This window comes from Saccharopolyspora sp. 6V (genome assembly GCF_020176785.1).
Lineage (GTDB): Bacteria > Actinomycetota > Actinomycetes > Mycobacteriales > Pseudonocardiaceae > Saccharopolyspora_C > Saccharopolyspora_C gregorii.
The window spans coordinates 1-14217 of the sequence record NZ_JAIUKB010000139.1 but is presented as its reverse complement, the minus strand read 5'-3'; the positions used below and the strand labels follow the sequence as shown (position 1 = coordinate 14217).

Sequence of the window (14217 nt, the reverse complement as noted above, 5' to 3'; positions counted from 1 at the left end):
ATGATTCAGCGGGTGCCGGGCAGCCGCGTCTTCACCGCGCGCACCTCGTCGAGGTGGTCGCGCAGGAACCGCGACGCCGCCTCGCGGTCCCCGGCTTCGAGCAGGTCCAGCAGTTCGAGGTGCTCCCGCGCCTGGCGGACCAGCCGCTGCCGGTCCGTCTGGTGCCGGTACTCGACGAGCCTGCGGACCCGGTTGACCCGGCTGACCGAATCGAGCAGGTAGGCGTTCGCCGCGCAGCCCACCACCATCTCGTGGAACTCGGCGTTCACCCGGAAGAGCTCGCCGCGCGGCAGCAGCAGCGCGTCCCCGTTCAGCAGGGCCCGCTGCTGCTCGCGGTGCAGCGCGAACTTCTCGGCGTCCACGGTGAAGCCGGGTTCGAGCACCGCGGCCGGTTCCACGATCATGCGGAACCGGTAGCTCTGGTCGTGCGCCTCCGCGGTGGTCAGCAGGTGCTGGAACGCCCAGCCGCGGCCGGGCCTGCGCCGGATCAGGTCCTCCCGCTCCATGCGCAGCAGCACCCGGTCGGCCTCGCGCGCGGTGAGCCCGTACCGCCGACGCACCTCGGCGGTGGTGAACTCGCCGGTGAACCGGCCGCTGAGGTGGTCGTCGCCGATGCGGAAGTACGCGTCCTCCGCGGCGTCGTCCGCCGACAGGTCCACGTGCGCCAGTTCCGCGGCCGAGCGGTTGAGGAAGTAGCCGCGGTTCGGCTGCCGGGTCACCAGGCCCAGCTCGGCGAGGTAGGACAGCGCCTTGCGCACCGGCGAGCGGGAGATGTCCAGCGAATCGGCCACCCACTGCTCGCGCACGTGCGCGTCCCGCTCCAGCCCGGAACGCCGGATCAGGTCGATGACCTGCGTCTCGATGGTGGGGGCCATGATCTCCTCGCCGTCGTCGTCGAGGCGATGCTAATCGGCGGGCGCGGGCTCCTCCTCACCCGCGCGCCGCGGCCCGCCGCCGCATCCCGAGCGCCACCACCAGCGCCGCGGCCAGCACCGCGTACAGGCCGATCGCGATCGGACCCTGCACCAGCACCAGCACGTCGCCCTGCCCCAGCGCCATCGCCCGCCGGAGCTCGCGTTCGGCGAGCGGGCCGAGGATCACGCCGATCAGCACCGGCGCGAGTGGAACCCCGGTGCGCCGCAACAGGAAGCTGAGCAACCCGACCAGGTAGACCAGCACCACGTCCGAGATCGCCAGCTTCGACGAGTAGGCGCCGAGCGTCGCGAACACGGCGATCGCCGCGTACAGGTAGTGCTGCGGGATGCTCAGCAGCTTCGCCCACACCGGCGCGAACGGGAGGTTCAGCACCAGCAGCAGCACGTTGCCGATGAACAGGCTCGCCAGCAGCGCCCAGACCAGATCGCCCTCCTTCTCGAACAGCAGCGGCCCCGGCTGCATCCCGTACTGCTGGAACGCGCCGAGCATGATCGCCGCGGTCGCGGAGGTCGGCAGGCCGAGCCCGAGCAGCGGGACCAGCGACACCGCGGTGGTGGAGTTGTTCGAGGCCTCGGGAGCGGCGACGCCTTCGATGGCGCCGCGCCCGAACTCGGATCCGCCGCGCCGGCGGGCCAGCCGCCGCTCCAGCCCGAGGGACAGGAACGTGGGGATCTCCGAGCCGCCCGCGGGGATCGCGCCGAACGGCAGGCCGACGGCCGTGCCGCGCAGCCACGGCAGGAACGAGCGCCGCAGGTCCCGGCGGCTCAGCCAGGGCCGCCCGGAAGCGACGTCCTGCAACCGGTGGGTGCCGGGACCTCGCGCGGCGACGTGCAGCACCTCGCCGATGGCGAGCATCCCGACGGTGACCACGACGACGCTGATCCCGTCGAGCAGCGAGTCCGACCCGAGCGTGTAGCGCGCCACCCCGGTCTGCGCGTCGATGCCGACGACCCCCAGCGCCAGGCCCAGCCCCAGCGCGGTCATCCCGCGCACCGCAGAGTCGGCGACGACCGCGGCAGTGGCGGCGAACGCGAACAGCGCCAGCGCGAAGTACTCGGCGGGCCCGAACCGCAGTGCGAAGTCCACCAGGTGCGGCGCGCAGAACACCACGGCGATGCAGGCGATGGTCCCGCCGACGAACGACCCGAGCACCGAGGTGGCCAGCGCCTGCGGGGCGCGTCCGGCCCGGGCCATCAGAAAGCCCTCGAACGCGGTGGCCATCGACGACGACTGGCCGGGCGTGTTGAGCAGGATCGCGGTGGTGGCCCCACCGAACTGCCCGCCGAAGTACACCCCGGCGAGCATGATGAACGCCCCGGTCGGTTCCAGCCGGAAGGTCAGCGGGATCAGCATCGCCACGGCCATCGAGCTGCCCAGCCCCGGCAGCACTCCGACGGCGGTGCCGAGGACCACGCCGACCAGGCACAGCAGCAGGTTCGTCGGGGACAGCGCGTCGGCGAAGCCGCCGAGCAGCAGGTTCCAGGCGTCCATTCACAGCACCTCCGCGAGGAGTCCGACCGGCAGCGCGACGCCGAGCCCGGCGGTGAACGCGAACTGGACGGCGCAGGCGAACACCACGGCCACGCCCAGGTCGAACAGGGCCCTGCCGCTGCCGAGGGCCCGCGCCACGCCCCAGAACAGCGCGGTGCCCGCCGGGATCCAGCCGAGGAGCGGGAGCAGCACCAGGTGCGCGGCGAGCGTCGCGACCACGAGCAGGAACGCCCGCCGATCGGTCCGCTCCCGCGGTTCGGCGGGGGCGCGGCCGCTCCCGCGCAGCAGCGCGCCGGAGAGCACGACCAGCAGCGCGCCGACGGCGATCGGGAACCACTGCGGGCCGAGGTGGCCGACGTTGACCGGCAGCGGCAACCGCAGCCCTTCGACGACGAGGAAGCCGCCGAGGACGAGCACGATGCCCGCGAGCAGCCGGTCGGAACCGCGTCCGGAGGTGGCGTCGGTGGTGGTCATGCGAGCCCCAGCTTCTCGGTGATGTCGCGGATCCGGTCGGTCTCCGCCGCGAGGGTGCGGTCGAACTCGGGTCCGTCCTGGAACCCGTCCAGCCAGTTGTTGCGCCGCAGCGCGTCCCGCCACTGCGGGGTGGCGGTGAGCTCGCGGACGAACGCGCGCGCGTCCGCGGCCTGCTCGGCGGTGATGCCGGGTGCGGCGACGAGCCCGCGCCAGTTCGACAGCACGATGTCCACGCCGGCTTCGCGCAGCGTCGGCGCGTCCGGCAGGTCGGTGGTGCGCTGCGGCGCGGAGACGCCGAGCACCCGCAGTTCGCCCGCGGCGACCTGGTCGCTGATCTCGTCGGTGTTGGCGAACCCGACGTCGAGGTGGTCGCCGAGCAGCGCGGCGACCATCTCACCACCGCCGGAGTAGGCGATGTAGTTCAACCCCGCGGGCCCCACCCCGGCCTCGGCCGCCGCCGACCCGGCCAGCAGGTGGTCCAGGCTGCCGATCGAGCCGCCTCCGCCGACGACCCCGCCGGAGTCGGCCCGCCAGCGGTCCATCAGGTCGTGCACGGTGCGCAGCGGGGAGTCGGCGGGCACCACGATCGCGTCGTAGTCCTCGGTGATCCGCGCGATGGGCGTGGTGTCGGAGACGCGGGTGGACGACCCGTTGATCTCGATCGCCCCGAGCATGGTCGTGCCGGTGAGCAGCAGCGTGTTCGGGTCGCCGGGCTGGTTCGCGGTGCGGGCGAGGCCGATGGTGCCGCCCGCGCCTTCGACGTTGAGCACTTCGGCGGTGCCGGTGAGCTCGTTCGCCTGCGCGGCGTGCTGGAGCTCGCGGGCGGTGGTGTCCCAGCCGCCGCCGGGGGCGGCCGGGGCCACGATCTTGAGCTTGTCCCGGAGTCCCGCGCCGGAGCGGGCGGTGTCCCACGCCGACGTCGCGCCCGCGGTGACCACCGCCAGTCCCAGGACCGCCGTCGCGCACCGGGTGACGAGCCCGCCCGGCCTCAGCACGGGGTCCGCCGCCGTGCGCGTTCGGCGGCGCGGCCGCCACCCGGACAACGATCGCCGCTGATCGTCATGTGCGCTCCCGCAAGATCATGGTTTGTACTAAGTCGAGCGGAAGAACAATATGGAGCTGGGTGTGGCGCAGTCAACAGCCGCGGCCGGACGAGCTCGGGGGTGTGCGGGATCGCCGCGGCGGCGGGAAGCGTGCGCCGGTGGCGGGACGTGCGGCAGGGATGCGTCCGGGGCGGTGCTCGCGAGCACCGGAGCGCGCGGCGCCGGAGCGCCCGTCCGTTCAGCGCGGGAGCTGGTCGATGTGGTCCTCGACCCAGGCGCGCAGGGCGTTGAGCGGGACGGCGGCGCCGCGGCCGAGCTCGGTGAGCTCGTACTCGACGTGCAGCGGTACCTCCGGGTACACGGTCCGCGCCACGAGCCCGGTCGCCTCCAGACGGCGCAGCGTCCGGGTGAGCACCTTCGGGCTGACCCCTTGCAGGCGCCGCTGCAGGGCGCCGAACCGGTGCGGTCCCGCTTCGAGGGCGCCGATCGCCAGCGCGGACCACTTGTTCGCCAGCAGGTCCAACACCGACCGGCAGGGGCACTGGGCCTCGTAGACGTCGTGGTGCTCGTGCTCGCCCGTGGGGCACCGAGTGCTGATCGCGATCCCTCCGTCCGCTCCGCCGAGCAGAGTACTGGGCGATCGGCGGCGGCCCGCCCCCGGTTCGTCCTCCGCCCGAATCGCTCCGGGTGCGTGGGAACACGCGCGGCGCATTCTTGCGCGCGCCGCGCGTGCTCCCGGGTTCGATTCGAATTCAGGATTCAGCCGATTCCCGCCGCAATTGTCGTACCGGAATCGGGGGGCGGTGGATCGGGTGGATCAGATGACCCGCAGGTGCAGGCTCACCGTCGTTCCGGAATGCGATTTGTTGAACTCCTTCTCGGTGCCGTTCCCACCGGCCCGGACGGTGCCGAAGCTGTCGCCGTTGCCCCAGCTCCCGTACACCTCGGCCGCCTTGCCGTCCGCCTTCGTGTCCTTGACCCAGCCCTGCACCCGGACCTTCCCGCTGCCGCAGGTGATGGTCCACCCGGCCGCGCCCCCGCCGACCGAGGGGGAGAACGTGTCCCCGCACGTTCCCAGAACGGTGATGACGCCGTCCGAATCGTTCGGAGCCGCGGCGGCCGCGCCGCCTCCCACCAGTGCGGTTCCCAGGACGGCGCCGGTCAGCGCGGCGGCGGTGGCCGCCTTCTTCGCGATGTGCATCCGCTTCCTCGATTTTCTGTTGGACCCCAGTCCGGCATTCCCCCACGGATCGCCAGCGGAAGCCTGATCGGCTTCGGTGAGGTCTTCACACGATTCTCCGGAGCGTTTCCAGGCTGATCACCGCAACGGCAGAACGGGAATTCTTCGGATGAATCGGATTCCGCCGAGGTGGTACCGGGTGCTGCTCCGATCGGTCGTCTTCGTTGGTCCGCGCGGAATCCCGATTCATTTTCGGCATCGGATGATGCCGAAACGGTGTTGGCCGCGCATGATCTGCCGACCCTAGTCTGCTGGCACTTCGCGATCGGGAACCCCGGTGGTGCCGCTCCGGGACTACCGGCTCGCTTTCCCCTGCGGAAGGACGACGATGTCTGGCAATGAATCGGGAGCGGCCGGGAGAACGGCGGGGACGCGCATCCCCACTCGCTACCTGGTGCTCGCCCTGATCTTCACGATCACCGTGGTGAACTACGCGGACCGCAGCAGCCTGTCCATCACCGGCAGCAGCGTGCAGGAGGAGCTGGGCTTCAGCACCGTGCAGCTCGGCTACGTCTTCTCCGCGTTCAGCTGGGCGTACGTGGTGGCGCAGCTGCCCGGCGGGATGCTGCTGGACCGGTTCGGCGCGCGCCGCGTCTACGCGTGGAGCCTGGTGCTGTGGACGGCGGTGACGCTCGCGGTCAGCGCCGTCGGGCTGGTCACCACACCGGTGCTCATCGCGGTGGCCACCATCTTCGTGCTGCGGCTGCTGCTGGGCGCGTTCGAATCGCCCGCGTTCCCCGCGAACGCGCGGGTCGCCACCGCCTGGTTCCCCACCGCGGAGCGCGGCCGCGCCACCGCGATCTTCAACTCGGCGCAGTACTTCGCCACCGCTCTGTTCGCCCCGATCATGGGGTGGATCACCCACCAGTACGGGTGGCGCTGGGTGTTCGTGCTGCTCGGCGTGCTCGGGTTCGCGCTGGCCGCGCTGTGGCTGCGCTGGATGGACTCGCCGCGCGACCACCCGCGGGTGTCCGCGGCCGAGTTCGAGAAGATCAGCTCCGGTGGCGGGCTCGTCGACCTCGACGCCCCGAAGAGCGGGGACGCGCAACGGGTGCAGGAGCGGGCACCGCTGAACGCGGCCACCTTCCGGCAGATCTTCTCCGCCCGCGCCCTGTGGGGCGTGTACGTCTCGCAGTACGCGGTGAACGCGCTGACCTACTTCTTCATCACCTGGTTCCCGGTGTACCTCGTGCAGGGCCGCGGGCTGTCCCTGCTGGAAGTCGGTTTCGTCGCGGCGCTGCCCGCGCTGTGCGGCTTCGGCGGCGGGCTGCTCGGCGGATTCCTGTCCGATGCGATGCTGCGGCGCGGCTTTTCCCTGACCGCGGCCCGCAAGGTGCCGTCCGTGTTCGGCATGCTGCTGGCCACCAGCATCGCCCTCTGCAACCTGACCGACAGCAGCGTGCTGATCGTGGCGCTGATGACGCTGGCCTTCTTCGGCAAGGGCGTGGGCTCGCTCGGCTGGGCCATCACCACCGACATCGCGCCGCCGCAGGCGTCGAGCTTCGTGGCCTCGACGATGAACGCCTTCGGCAACGCGGCGGGCATCGTGACGCCCATCGTCATCGGCTACACGGTGCAGGCCACCGGTTCGTTCACCACCGCCCTCTGGTTCGTCGCCGCCCACGGGCTGCTCGCGCTCGTCGGGTTCGCCGTGATGGGTCCGATCAAGCGCATCCACTTCGACTCCTGAACCGCTCGTTCCCACTGAGATCCAGGCAGTGACCGGAAAATCCCCTCGTGCAAGGGAGTTCGCCCGATGCCCCAGTCCGCCACCCTCGACCGGATCAGCCGCGTCAAGATCTCTTCGGTGACGCTGCCGCTGGCCACGCCGATCAGCGACGCGAAGGTCCTCACCGGCAGGCAGCGGCCGATGACCGAGGTCGCCATGCTGTTCGCCGAGATCAGCACCGAATCCGGTTGCGAGGGCATCGGATTCGGCTATTCGAAGCGGGCCGGCGGCCCCGGCCAGTTCGCGCACGCCCGCGAGATCGCGCCGGTGCTGATCGGCGAGGATCCCCACGACATCGGCAAGATCTGGGACAAGCTGGTGTGGGCGGGCGCCTCGGTGGGACGCAGCGGCCTGTCGGTGCAGGCGATCGCCGCGTTCGACGTGGCGCTGTGGGACCTGAAGGCGAAGCGGGCCGGGCTGCCGCTGGCGAAGCTGCTCGGCGCGCACCGCGATTCGGTGCGCTGCTACAACACCTCGGGCGGTTTCCTGCACTCGCCGGTGGAAGAAGTGGTGGAGCGCGCCGCCGAATCCGTCGCCGGCGGCATCGGCGGAATCAAGCTGAAGGTCGGGCACCCGGACGGCCGCACCGACCTGGCCCGCGTGTCCGCGGTGCGCGAGAAGATCGGCGACCAGGTCGCGCTCATGGTCGACGCGAACCAGCAGTGGGACCGGCCGGCCGCGCGCCGGATGTGCCGCGCCCTGGAGCCGATGGACCTGGTGTGGATCGAGGAACCGCTCGACGCCTACGACGCCGAGGGGCACGCGGGCCTCGCGGCCGCGTTCGACACCTCCATCGCCACCGGCGAGATGCTCACCAGCGTCGCCGAGCACGCCGAACTGATCCGGCTGGGCGGCGCCGACATCGTGCAGCCCGACGCACCGCGCATCGGCGGCATCACCCGGTTCCTCAAGGTGATGGCGCTGGCCGAGCAGCGGAACCTGCAGCTGGCACCGCACTTCGCGATGGAGATCCACGTGCACCTGGCGGCGGCCTACCCGCACGAACCGTGGGTGGAGCACTTCGAATGGCTCGATCCGCTGTTCAACGAGCACCTGGAGATCGCCGACGGCCGGATGCACCTGTCCCCGCGACCCGGCCTCGGTATCACCCTCAGCGACCAGGCCCGGGCCTGGACCGTCGCGGAGCACGACCAGACCTGACCCTCCCGGCCGGCGGGCGCCGCACCGCGGTCGTCCGCCGGGACGGCCGGTCGGTGCCGGACCGGACGGGCTCGGCCGATCGGTCCGCGGAGTCCGGCCGGTTCGTCGAGGCGAGCGGCCGGGGGGAGCGGGAACCGTGGGATGCGTCGGTGGAGGTGCCACCGGCCCCGCGAGGAATGGAGTTCCCGATGTCCCACTTCGACCCGGTCGCCGCATTCCTGACGCTGTTCCTGATCGGCTACGCGATCTTCTTCATCACCGCGGTGACGAGCGTTCTGACCTCCGGGACCGGCTGCGGGATGACGCTGGTCTGGTTGATCGTCGTGTGCGTGGCGCCGATCCTGGGCGGCCTGCTGTGGTTCGCCGTCGGCCGCGAGGACGCGCGGCGCCGGCTCCGGTGCTGACCGGCGGGCCGTTCGGCAGCGGAGGTAGGACTTTCGGTCAATCCCGTTCCGGCCGATCTTCTGAGGTGCGAGGACGTCCAGAACTGCGAAAGTGGTTCACGTCGGCGGCGGACGCCACCGAGACGGTCCACTGAGAACGGAGCTTTCCGATGATGTCCCTGGTCGCACAGCAGTCGATGGCCGCGGCGAACGGCACCGAACAGATCTGGGGTTTCCTGCTGGTGGGCGGGAGCCTGCTCGTGGCGGCGGCCTTCGTGTTCCTGTTCATCGCGGCGCTGATCAGCATCCTCGGCTCGGCGCTGAGCGGCGGCATGAAGCTGGTGTGGATCGTGCTGGCCTTCATCGCGCCCTTCCTGGGCAGCCTGCTGTGGTTCGTCGTCGGCCGCCCGGACGCCCACCGGCGCTTCGCCCGCTGACCGGGCGGTCGCTCACCGGACGCCCGCTGACCGGGCGGCCACCCCGGACCGACGCGGTCCGCCCGCCGAGCGCCCGCCGAGCCGGCCCGGCCGAGCCCGGCCCGGCGTCCCGCTCACCGAGCCCGACCCGGCAGAACCCGGCTGCGAGCCGAACGGCCACCCGGGGATCGACCTTCGGACAGCGCGACGAGGTCGATCGATCGACGCGGGAGGGCGGCTCCGGCTGCGACGGTGGTTCCACTACGGCGAACCACCGAGAACGGAGCCGACACCGTGCACCACCTGCTCGACCACCTGGGCGTACCCGCGCTGTGGCAGCTCGCCCTCCTGCTGGCCTTGCTGCTCTTCCTCCACGCGCTCGCCGACATCCTCGTGCAGCCGGAGCTCGACGGCGGCCGAGCAATGCTGTGGGTCCTGCTGGCGCTGGCGCTGCCGTTCGTCGGCCCGGTGCTCTGGTACGTCCGCGGCCCCCGCACCCTCCGCTCGACCTGAGGCCGGGGCGGGCGATCGGCCCGTCGGCTCACCGGGAGGGCAGCGCCCCGGCGAACCAGCCGGTGATCGTGGTGGGGTGCGTGATGGCGGTGCCGACGACGACCGCGTGCGCGCCCCGGGCGATCGCCGCGGCCGCCTGCTGCGGGGTGTGGATGCGGCCCTCGGCGATGACCGGCACCGGCAGCACCGCGGCCAGCTCCGCCACCAGGTCCAGGTCCGGGCCGGTCGGTTTCGGCCCCGCACCGGTGTAGCCGGACAGCGTGCTGCCGACGACGTCCGCGCCCAGCTCCGCCGCCCGCACTCCTTCTTCCACAGTGGACACGTCGGCCATCGCGAGCCGCCCGGCGGCGTGGATCGCGGCGATCGTCTCCGCCGGCGGCCTGCCGTCCGGTCGCGGCCGGTCCGTGCCGTCGAAGGCGACCACGTCCGCACCCGTCCCGGCCACCGCCACCGCGTGGTCGGCGGTCGGGGTGATGTACACGCCTTCCGCGCCGTCCTTCCACAACCCGATGAGCGGCACGTCCACCGACTCGCGGATCAGCCGCAGGTCGTCCAGGCCCTGCGCGCGGATGCCCGCCGCACCGCCGTGCAGCGCGGCCAGCGCCATCCGCCGCATCGAATCCAGGTCGCGCAGCGGCTCCCCGGGGTAGGCCTGGCAGGACACGATCAGCCGGCCCCGCAACCGTTCCAGCACGTTCACGCCAGTTCCTCCCACGCCATCCAGACGGCGCCCAGCACCGCCGCGTCCGCACCCAGCTCCGCGGGCAGCACCGGTGTCCCGCGCACCGCGGGCAGCACCTCGGCCGCCACCGCCGCGCGCAGCGGCTCCCACCAGGCCGGGCCGCAGGAGGCGACACCGCCGCCGACGAGCACCAGCTCCGGGTCGACCGCGTTCACCAGCCCGCCCAGCGCCTGCCCGGTCGCGGTCGCGCCGTCGGCGAGCACCGCCGCCGCCAGCACGTCCCGGATCCCGGCGCGCACCACGACCTCCGGCAGCGTCGTCGCAGTCCCGCCGCGCGCCCGGTACTCGGCGAGCAGCGCGGGCCCGCTGCCCACGCCTTCCACGTGCCCGGAGCCGCCGCACCAGCACGGCCGCCCCGCCGCGGCGGGCACCGGCAGGTGGCCGAGGTGCCCGGCCACCGCGTGCGCGCCGCGGTGCGGCCTGCCGTCCACCACGATCGAACCGCCGATGCCGGTGCCGACCGCGGCGAACAGCACGTGCCGCCTGCCCGCGGCCGCGCCCGTCCACAGCTCGCCGAGCGCGTGCGCGTGCACGTCGTTGTCCACCACGACCGGAACTCCCAGCCGTGCCGCCAGTTCCGCGCGCAGTTCGGTGCCGGCCCAGCCGCTGATCGAGTCCGTCGCGGAGCGCACCGAGCCCGATCCGCGGTCGATCACCCCGGCGCTGCCCACCCCGGCGGCGGCGAACTCCCCGCCGAGCCGGGACGCGGCCGCAGCGACCGCGTCGAGCACCGCCACCGGCCCGTCCGCCGCCGGGGTCGGCACCGCGGCGCGGTCCCGGATCGCCCCGTCCGCGGTGACGAGGCCCGCGACGATCCCGGTGCCGCCGATGTCGACGCCCAGCACGAGCGTCACAGCAGACCCGCCGCGACCAGCCGCTGCCGCACGCCGTCCACCTCGTCCGCGGTCAGCGGCAGCTGCGGCGGTGCGGTCACCGCGTGGTCGATGACGCCGCGCAGGTGCAGCCCCGCCTTGAACGCGCCCAGCGCGGAGGAACTGGCCCCGATCCGCGCCGGATCGCCCACCGAGGTCAGCGCGAACAGCTGCACCAGTCGCTCCTGCTCGGCCAGCGCCGCGTCCCACTCGCCCGCGGCGCACGCGCGGGCCAGCCGCACGTAGCCGTCCGGGTCCACGTTGCCCAGCCCGGGCACCACGCCGTCCGCACCCATCCGCAGGTTCGTGTCCACCGTCAGCTCCGAGCCGGTGAACACCCGGAACGACTCCAGGCCGCGGTCCGCGCGCTCCACCAGCAGCCCGCGCAGCGCGGCGTCGTCCCCGCTGGAGTCCTTGACCCCGGCGAGCACGCCGTCCGCCGCGAGCTCCAGCAGCGTCGCCGCGCCCAGCTTCGAGTGCACCGACACCGGGATGTCGTAGGCGAACAGCGGCAGCTCGGTGCTCTCGGCGAGCAGCCGGAAGTGGTGCGCGATCTCCGCCGGGTGGGTGCGGGTGTAGAACGGCGCGGTCGCCACCACCGCGTCGCACCCGGCGCGTTCCGCGACGCGCACGTGCTCGCGCACCCGGGGGGTGGTGGTGTCGATGACCCCGGCCAGCACCGGGACGCGCCCGGCGACGACGGCGGTGGTGGTGCGCAGCACCTGTTCGCGCTGCGCGTCGGTCAGGTACGCCATCTCGCCGGTGGAGCCGAGCGCGAAGACGCCGTCCACCCCGGACGCCAGCAGGTGCTCCAGCAGCCGTTCTAGCGAACCGGTGTCCACCTCCAGATCGGGGGTGAGCGGGGTGCACACCGGCGGGACGACGCCGCCGCGGATGCGGGATTCCATGTCTCTCCTTCGGTTTCTCGGTTCAGGACGCGGCGCGGATCTCGCTGCCGTCGACCGCGTCGGTCGTCCACACCGCGTCGGGGCGCAGCCACCGCTGCATCCGGGACGGGGCGTCGACGGCGATGAGGACCAGCACCACGAAGGTCAGGCCGAACGACAGCACGGCCAGCGCGGTGCCCAGGCTCAGGCTGCTGCCGAGCGCGGCCCCGAGCGCCGGGGCGACGGCGCCGCCCAGCGAACCGACGTTGCAGCTGAACCCGAGCGCGGCGGCCCGGTGGCGCACGTCGAAGTAGCCGCCGATCCACTTCGGCAGCAACCCGGCGATGCCCTGCCCGAACACCTGCTGCACGAACAGCAGCGCGCCCAGCGCGAGCAGGCTGCTGCCGCCGATCGCGAACACCGGGAAGATCACGACCTGCGAGACGAGCAGGCTGATCCAGTAGGCCCGCCGGGTGCCCAGCCGGTCCCCGGTGAACCCGGCGACGCAGCAACCGACCGCGGCGCCGAGCCCGGCGAAGAACAGCACGTTCCCGGGGTCGGTGGTGCTGTAGCCGAGGTCGGTCTTCAGGTACGTCGGCAGCAGCGATTGGATCGGCCACGAGTACAGGAACGCGGTGAACACGATGACCAGCACCGTGATGCCGGTCGGCCAGCGCGGCCCGGTGAACTGCACCACGTAGGACGCGAACACGGCCGCGGCGACCACGCCCAGCACCGCGATCAGCCACGCTGATCCGGCGGCCTGCGTGAAGATCGCGATCAGCGCGCCGAGCGCGGCGAGCCCGCTGACCGCGTTGAGCACCGCCCGGCGCCCGGTGAACAGGATGCCGATGACGGACGGCGTCGCGTCCTGCCGCGCGGCGGCCCGCGACCAGTCCCGCGACTCGGGGAGGCTGCGGCGCAGCCAGACGGCGAGCAGGATCGGCAGCAGCCCGATCCAGAACAGGGCGCGCCAGCCGAAGTTCGGCACGATCAGGCTGTAGGCCTGCGCGGCGACCACGGTGCCGATGGAGTAGCCGGAGATGAGGAATCCGCTGGCCTTGTTCCGCATCGACGTCGGCCAGGACTCGATGACGTAGGTGGAGCTGGCGCCGTACTCGCTCGCCATGCCGAGCCCGACGACGAGCCGCGCGGCGAACAGCACGCCGAAGGTGGGGGCGAGCCCGCAGATCAGGGTGCCGACGGAGAACAGCACGATGCTGGCGATCATCGCGGACTTGCGGCCGAACCGGTCGGCCAGCGCGCCGAGGGTGAGCCCGCCGATCCACCGGGAGATGAACGCGGCCGACACGAGCGTGGCCGCTTGCACCGCGGTGAGCCCGAATTCCGCCTTGACCTCGGTGAGCACCAGCGTGATCAGCACGAAGTCGAAGCCGTCCAGCAGGTAGCCGATCCTGGCGGCCGCGAACGCCTTCCACTGCGCGCGGTCCAGCTGCCGGTACCAGGGGCGGACGCGCTGGGTGGGTCTGCGGTGGGGGTGGCGCGGCGCATGGGTCACCTCGGTTCACGAGCGCTCGTCGTCGGCCCGGTCCGCGCGGGGTACCGGCGTCGGCAGGGTCAGCGGTGAGCTCTGAACGTGCTGGAGCTGATCCACGACCGCGGGCTCCGGCCCGGCGACCTGATGCCGACCGAGCTCGAACTGATCGAACTGCTCGGGGTGTCGCGCAACAGCGTGCGGGAGGCGGTGCGCTCGCTGCGCGCCCTCGGCATCGTCGACGTCCGGCACGGGCACGGCACCGTCGTGGGGAGGCCTCGCTGCACGTGCTGTCGCCGTCGCTGGCGTTCCGCGCCGTCGCGGGCGGGGACGACCTGGTGGGGCTGCGCAACCTCATCGAGGTGCGGGAGCTGATCGAGGTCGGCGTCGCCGGACGGCTCGCCGGCGAGCTGGACGAGTCCACATTGGACCGGATGGACGCGTTGTGCACCGCGATGGACGAGACCGAGCTCGACCCGGAGGCCGACCGCGAATTCCACCGGCTGCTGTACGCGCGGGTGGACAACTTGCTGATCGGGCAGCTCGTCGACGTGTTCTGGGACGCCTACCGCACCGCGCACGACGCGCTCAGCGCCCCCGGCCCCGCCGAGAAGGCCGAGACGGTGCGGCTGCACTCCGCGATCGTCGACGCGCTGCGCGCCGGGGACGCCGCGGCCGCGCGGGAGGCGATGGCCGCCCACTTCGCGGAGATCGACCACCGCCTGGGTTTCGACGGTTGACCGGCTGGGCCCGGACGCGGGGGGGGGCCCCCCCCCCCGCCCGGCCCGGGGGGGGGGGCCCCCCCCCCCGCCCCCCCCGCCCCCGCGCGGGGGCG

Annotated in this window: 18 protein-coding genes; 7 read left to right on the top strand and 11 right to left on the bottom strand. The window is 72.8% G+C overall.

Annotation, left to right across the window (positions count from 1 at the left end; all coding sequences use genetic code 11):
* Positions 1-5: 5 nt before the first annotated feature.
* The 6 genes from LCD35_RS24115 to LCD35_RS24090 form a co-directional block, all read right to left on the bottom strand.
* Positions 6-875 carry an FCD domain-containing protein gene (locus tag LCD35_RS24115; protein ID WP_224978280.1) on the bottom strand — a complete coding sequence of 290 codons (870 nt, stop codon included), beginning with the start codon at positions 873-875 and terminating at the stop codon, positions 6-8.
* Positions 876-930: 55 nt separating this feature from the next.
* Positions 931-2427: a tripartite tricarboxylate transporter permease gene (locus LCD35_RS24110; protein ID WP_224958473.1), complete on the bottom strand. Its 1497-nt coding sequence runs from the start codon at positions 2425-2427 to the stop codon at positions 931-933.
* Complete coding sequence (locus LCD35_RS24105) at positions 2428-2901, bottom strand: tripartite tricarboxylate transporter TctB family protein (protein WP_224967238.1); 474 nt, start codon at positions 2899-2901, stop codon at positions 2428-2430. It lies immediately after the preceding gene.
* Positions 2898-3896 carry a tripartite tricarboxylate transporter substrate binding protein gene (locus tag LCD35_RS24100; protein ID WP_225044948.1) on the bottom strand — a complete coding sequence of 333 codons (999 nt, stop codon included), beginning with the start codon at positions 3894-3896 and terminating at the stop codon, positions 2898-2900. Before LCD35_RS24100 ends, LCD35_RS24105 begins: the two co-directional genes overlap by 4 nt.
* 286 nt (positions 3897-4182) lie before the next feature.
* Positions 4183-4470, bottom strand: a complete 288-nt coding sequence (locus tag LCD35_RS24095; RefSeq protein ID WP_224958470.1) for a helix-turn-helix domain-containing protein — start codon at positions 4468-4470, stop codon at positions 4183-4185.
* Positions 4471-4761: 291 nt separating this feature from the next.
* Positions 4762-5145, bottom strand: coding sequence for a hypothetical protein (locus LCD35_RS24090; RefSeq protein ID WP_224958468.1), 384 nt, complete (start codon positions 5143-5145; stop codon positions 4762-4764).
* Positions 5146-5512: 367 nt separating this feature from the next.
* On the opposite strand from LCD35_RS24090, the gene LCD35_RS24085 reads away from it, so the two are divergent.
* The 5 genes from LCD35_RS24085 (at position 5513) to LCD35_RS24065 (ending at position 9386) form a co-directional block, all read left to right on the top strand.
* Positions 5513-6874 (top strand): MFS transporter, encoded by a 1362-nt coding sequence (locus LCD35_RS24085; RefSeq protein ID WP_224958467.1) that lies wholly within the window; start codon positions 5513-5515, stop codon positions 6872-6874.
* A 66-nt stretch (positions 6875-6940) separates the two neighbouring features.
* Positions 6941-8074 carry a mandelate racemase/muconate lactonizing enzyme family protein gene (locus LCD35_RS24080; RefSeq protein WP_224958466.1) on the top strand — a complete coding sequence of 378 codons (1134 nt, stop codon included), beginning with the start codon at positions 6941-6943 and terminating at the stop codon, positions 8072-8074.
* Between the two features lie 188 nt (positions 8075-8262).
* The gene (locus LCD35_RS24075; RefSeq protein ID WP_224967240.1) at positions 8263-8478 is read left to right on the top strand and encodes a PLDc N-terminal domain-containing protein; all 216 of its coding nucleotides are present in this window, start codon (positions 8263-8265) and stop codon (positions 8476-8478) included.
* A 152-nt stretch (positions 8479-8630) separates the two neighbouring features.
* Positions 8631-8894 carry a PLD nuclease N-terminal domain-containing protein gene (locus tag LCD35_RS24070; RefSeq protein WP_224978284.1) on the top strand — a complete coding sequence of 88 codons (264 nt, stop codon included), beginning with the start codon at positions 8631-8633 and terminating at the stop codon, positions 8892-8894.
* Between the two features lie 273 nt (positions 8895-9167).
* Positions 9168-9386, top strand: coding sequence for a PLDc N-terminal domain-containing protein (locus tag LCD35_RS24065; RefSeq protein ID WP_224958463.1), 219 nt, complete (start codon positions 9168-9170; stop codon positions 9384-9386).
* A gap of 28 nt (positions 9387-9414) precedes the next feature.
* Here the strand turns inward: LCD35_RS24065 and LCD35_RS24060 are convergent, their stop codons facing one another.
* The 5 genes from LCD35_RS24060 to LCD35_RS24040 are packed head-to-tail and all read right to left on the bottom strand — an operon-like array spanning position 9415 to position 13634.
* On the bottom strand, positions 9415-10086 hold the full coding sequence (locus LCD35_RS24060) for an N-acetylmannosamine-6-phosphate 2-epimerase (RefSeq protein WP_224978285.1): 672 nt from the start codon (positions 10084-10086) through the stop codon (positions 9415-9417).
* The gene (locus LCD35_RS24055; protein ID WP_225044946.1) at positions 10083-10982 is read right to left on the bottom strand and encodes an ROK family protein; all 900 of its coding nucleotides are present in this window, start codon (positions 10980-10982) and stop codon (positions 10083-10085) included. The genes LCD35_RS24060 and LCD35_RS24055 overlap by 4 nt, the downstream gene beginning before the upstream one ends.
* Positions 10979-11908, bottom strand: a complete 930-nt coding sequence (locus tag LCD35_RS24050; RefSeq protein WP_224958455.1) for a dihydrodipicolinate synthase family protein — start codon at positions 11906-11908, stop codon at positions 10979-10981. The genes LCD35_RS24055 and LCD35_RS24050 overlap by 4 nt, the downstream gene beginning before the upstream one ends.
* A gap of 22 nt (positions 11909-11930) precedes the next feature.
* Positions 11931-13406: an MFS transporter gene (locus LCD35_RS24045; protein ID WP_224967242.1), complete on the bottom strand. Its 1476-nt coding sequence runs from the start codon at positions 13404-13406 to the stop codon at positions 11931-11933.
* A 6-nt stretch (positions 13407-13412) separates the two neighbouring features.
* A complete protein-coding gene (locus LCD35_RS24040; RefSeq protein WP_224958461.1) occupies positions 13413-13634 on the bottom strand; it encodes a hypothetical protein in 222 nt (73 codons plus the stop codon).
* Between LCD35_RS24040 and LCD35_RS24035 the strand changes: the two genes are divergently transcribed.
* Both LCD35_RS24035 and LCD35_RS24030 read left to right on the top strand, forming a co-directional pair.
* Positions 13530-13757 carry a FadR/GntR family transcriptional regulator gene (locus tag LCD35_RS24035; protein ID WP_255615491.1) on the top strand — a complete coding sequence of 76 codons (228 nt, stop codon included), beginning with the start codon at positions 13530-13532 and terminating at the stop codon, positions 13755-13757. The two genes, LCD35_RS24040 and LCD35_RS24035, sit on opposite strands and share 105 nt — an antisense overlap.
* Positions 13670-14122, top strand: coding sequence for an FCD domain-containing protein (locus LCD35_RS24030; RefSeq protein ID WP_224958452.1), 453 nt, complete (start codon positions 13670-13672; stop codon positions 14120-14122). Before LCD35_RS24035 ends, LCD35_RS24030 begins: the two co-directional genes overlap by 88 nt.
* Positions 14123-14217: the final 95 nt, after the last annotated feature.

What these genes read in the sequence shown, in the direction of transcription:
- LCD35_RS24115 (WP_224978280.1), bottom strand. Translation starts at nt 875, where the DNA reads ATGGCCCCCACCATCGAGACGCAGGTCATCGACCTGATCCGGCGTTCC.
- LCD35_RS24110 (WP_224958473.1), bottom strand. Translation starts at nt 2,427, where the DNA reads ATGGACGCCTGGAACCTGCTGCTCGGCGGCTTCGCCGACGCGCTGTCC.
- LCD35_RS24105 (WP_224967238.1), bottom strand. Translation starts at nt 2,901, where the DNA reads ATGACCACCACCGACGCCACCTCCGGACGCGGTTCCGACCGGCTGCTC.
- LCD35_RS24090 (WP_224958468.1), bottom strand. Translation starts at nt 5,145, where the DNA reads ATGCACATCGCGAAGAAGGCGGCCACCGCCGCCGCGCTGACCGGCGCC.
- LCD35_RS24085 (WP_224958467.1), top strand. Translation starts at nt 5,513, where the DNA reads ATGTCTGGCAATGAATCGGGAGCGGCCGGGAGAACGGCGGGGACGCGC.
- LCD35_RS24080 (WP_224958466.1), top strand. Translation starts at nt 6,941, where the DNA reads ATGCCCCAGTCCGCCACCCTCGACCGGATCAGCCGCGTCAAGATCTCT.
- LCD35_RS24075 (WP_224967240.1), top strand. Translation starts at nt 8,263, where the DNA reads ATGTCCCACTTCGACCCGGTCGCCGCATTCCTGACGCTGTTCCTGATC.
- LCD35_RS24070 (WP_224978284.1), top strand. Translation starts at nt 8,631, where the DNA reads ATGTCCCTGGTCGCACAGCAGTCGATGGCCGCGGCGAACGGCACCGAA.
- LCD35_RS24050 (WP_224958455.1), bottom strand. Translation starts at nt 11,908, where the DNA reads ATGGAATCCCGCATCCGCGGCGGCGTCGTCCCGCCGGTGTGCACCCCG.
- LCD35_RS24035 (WP_255615491.1), top strand. Translation starts at nt 13,530, where the DNA reads ATGCCGACCGAGCTCGAACTGATCGAACTGCTCGGGGTGTCGCGCAAC.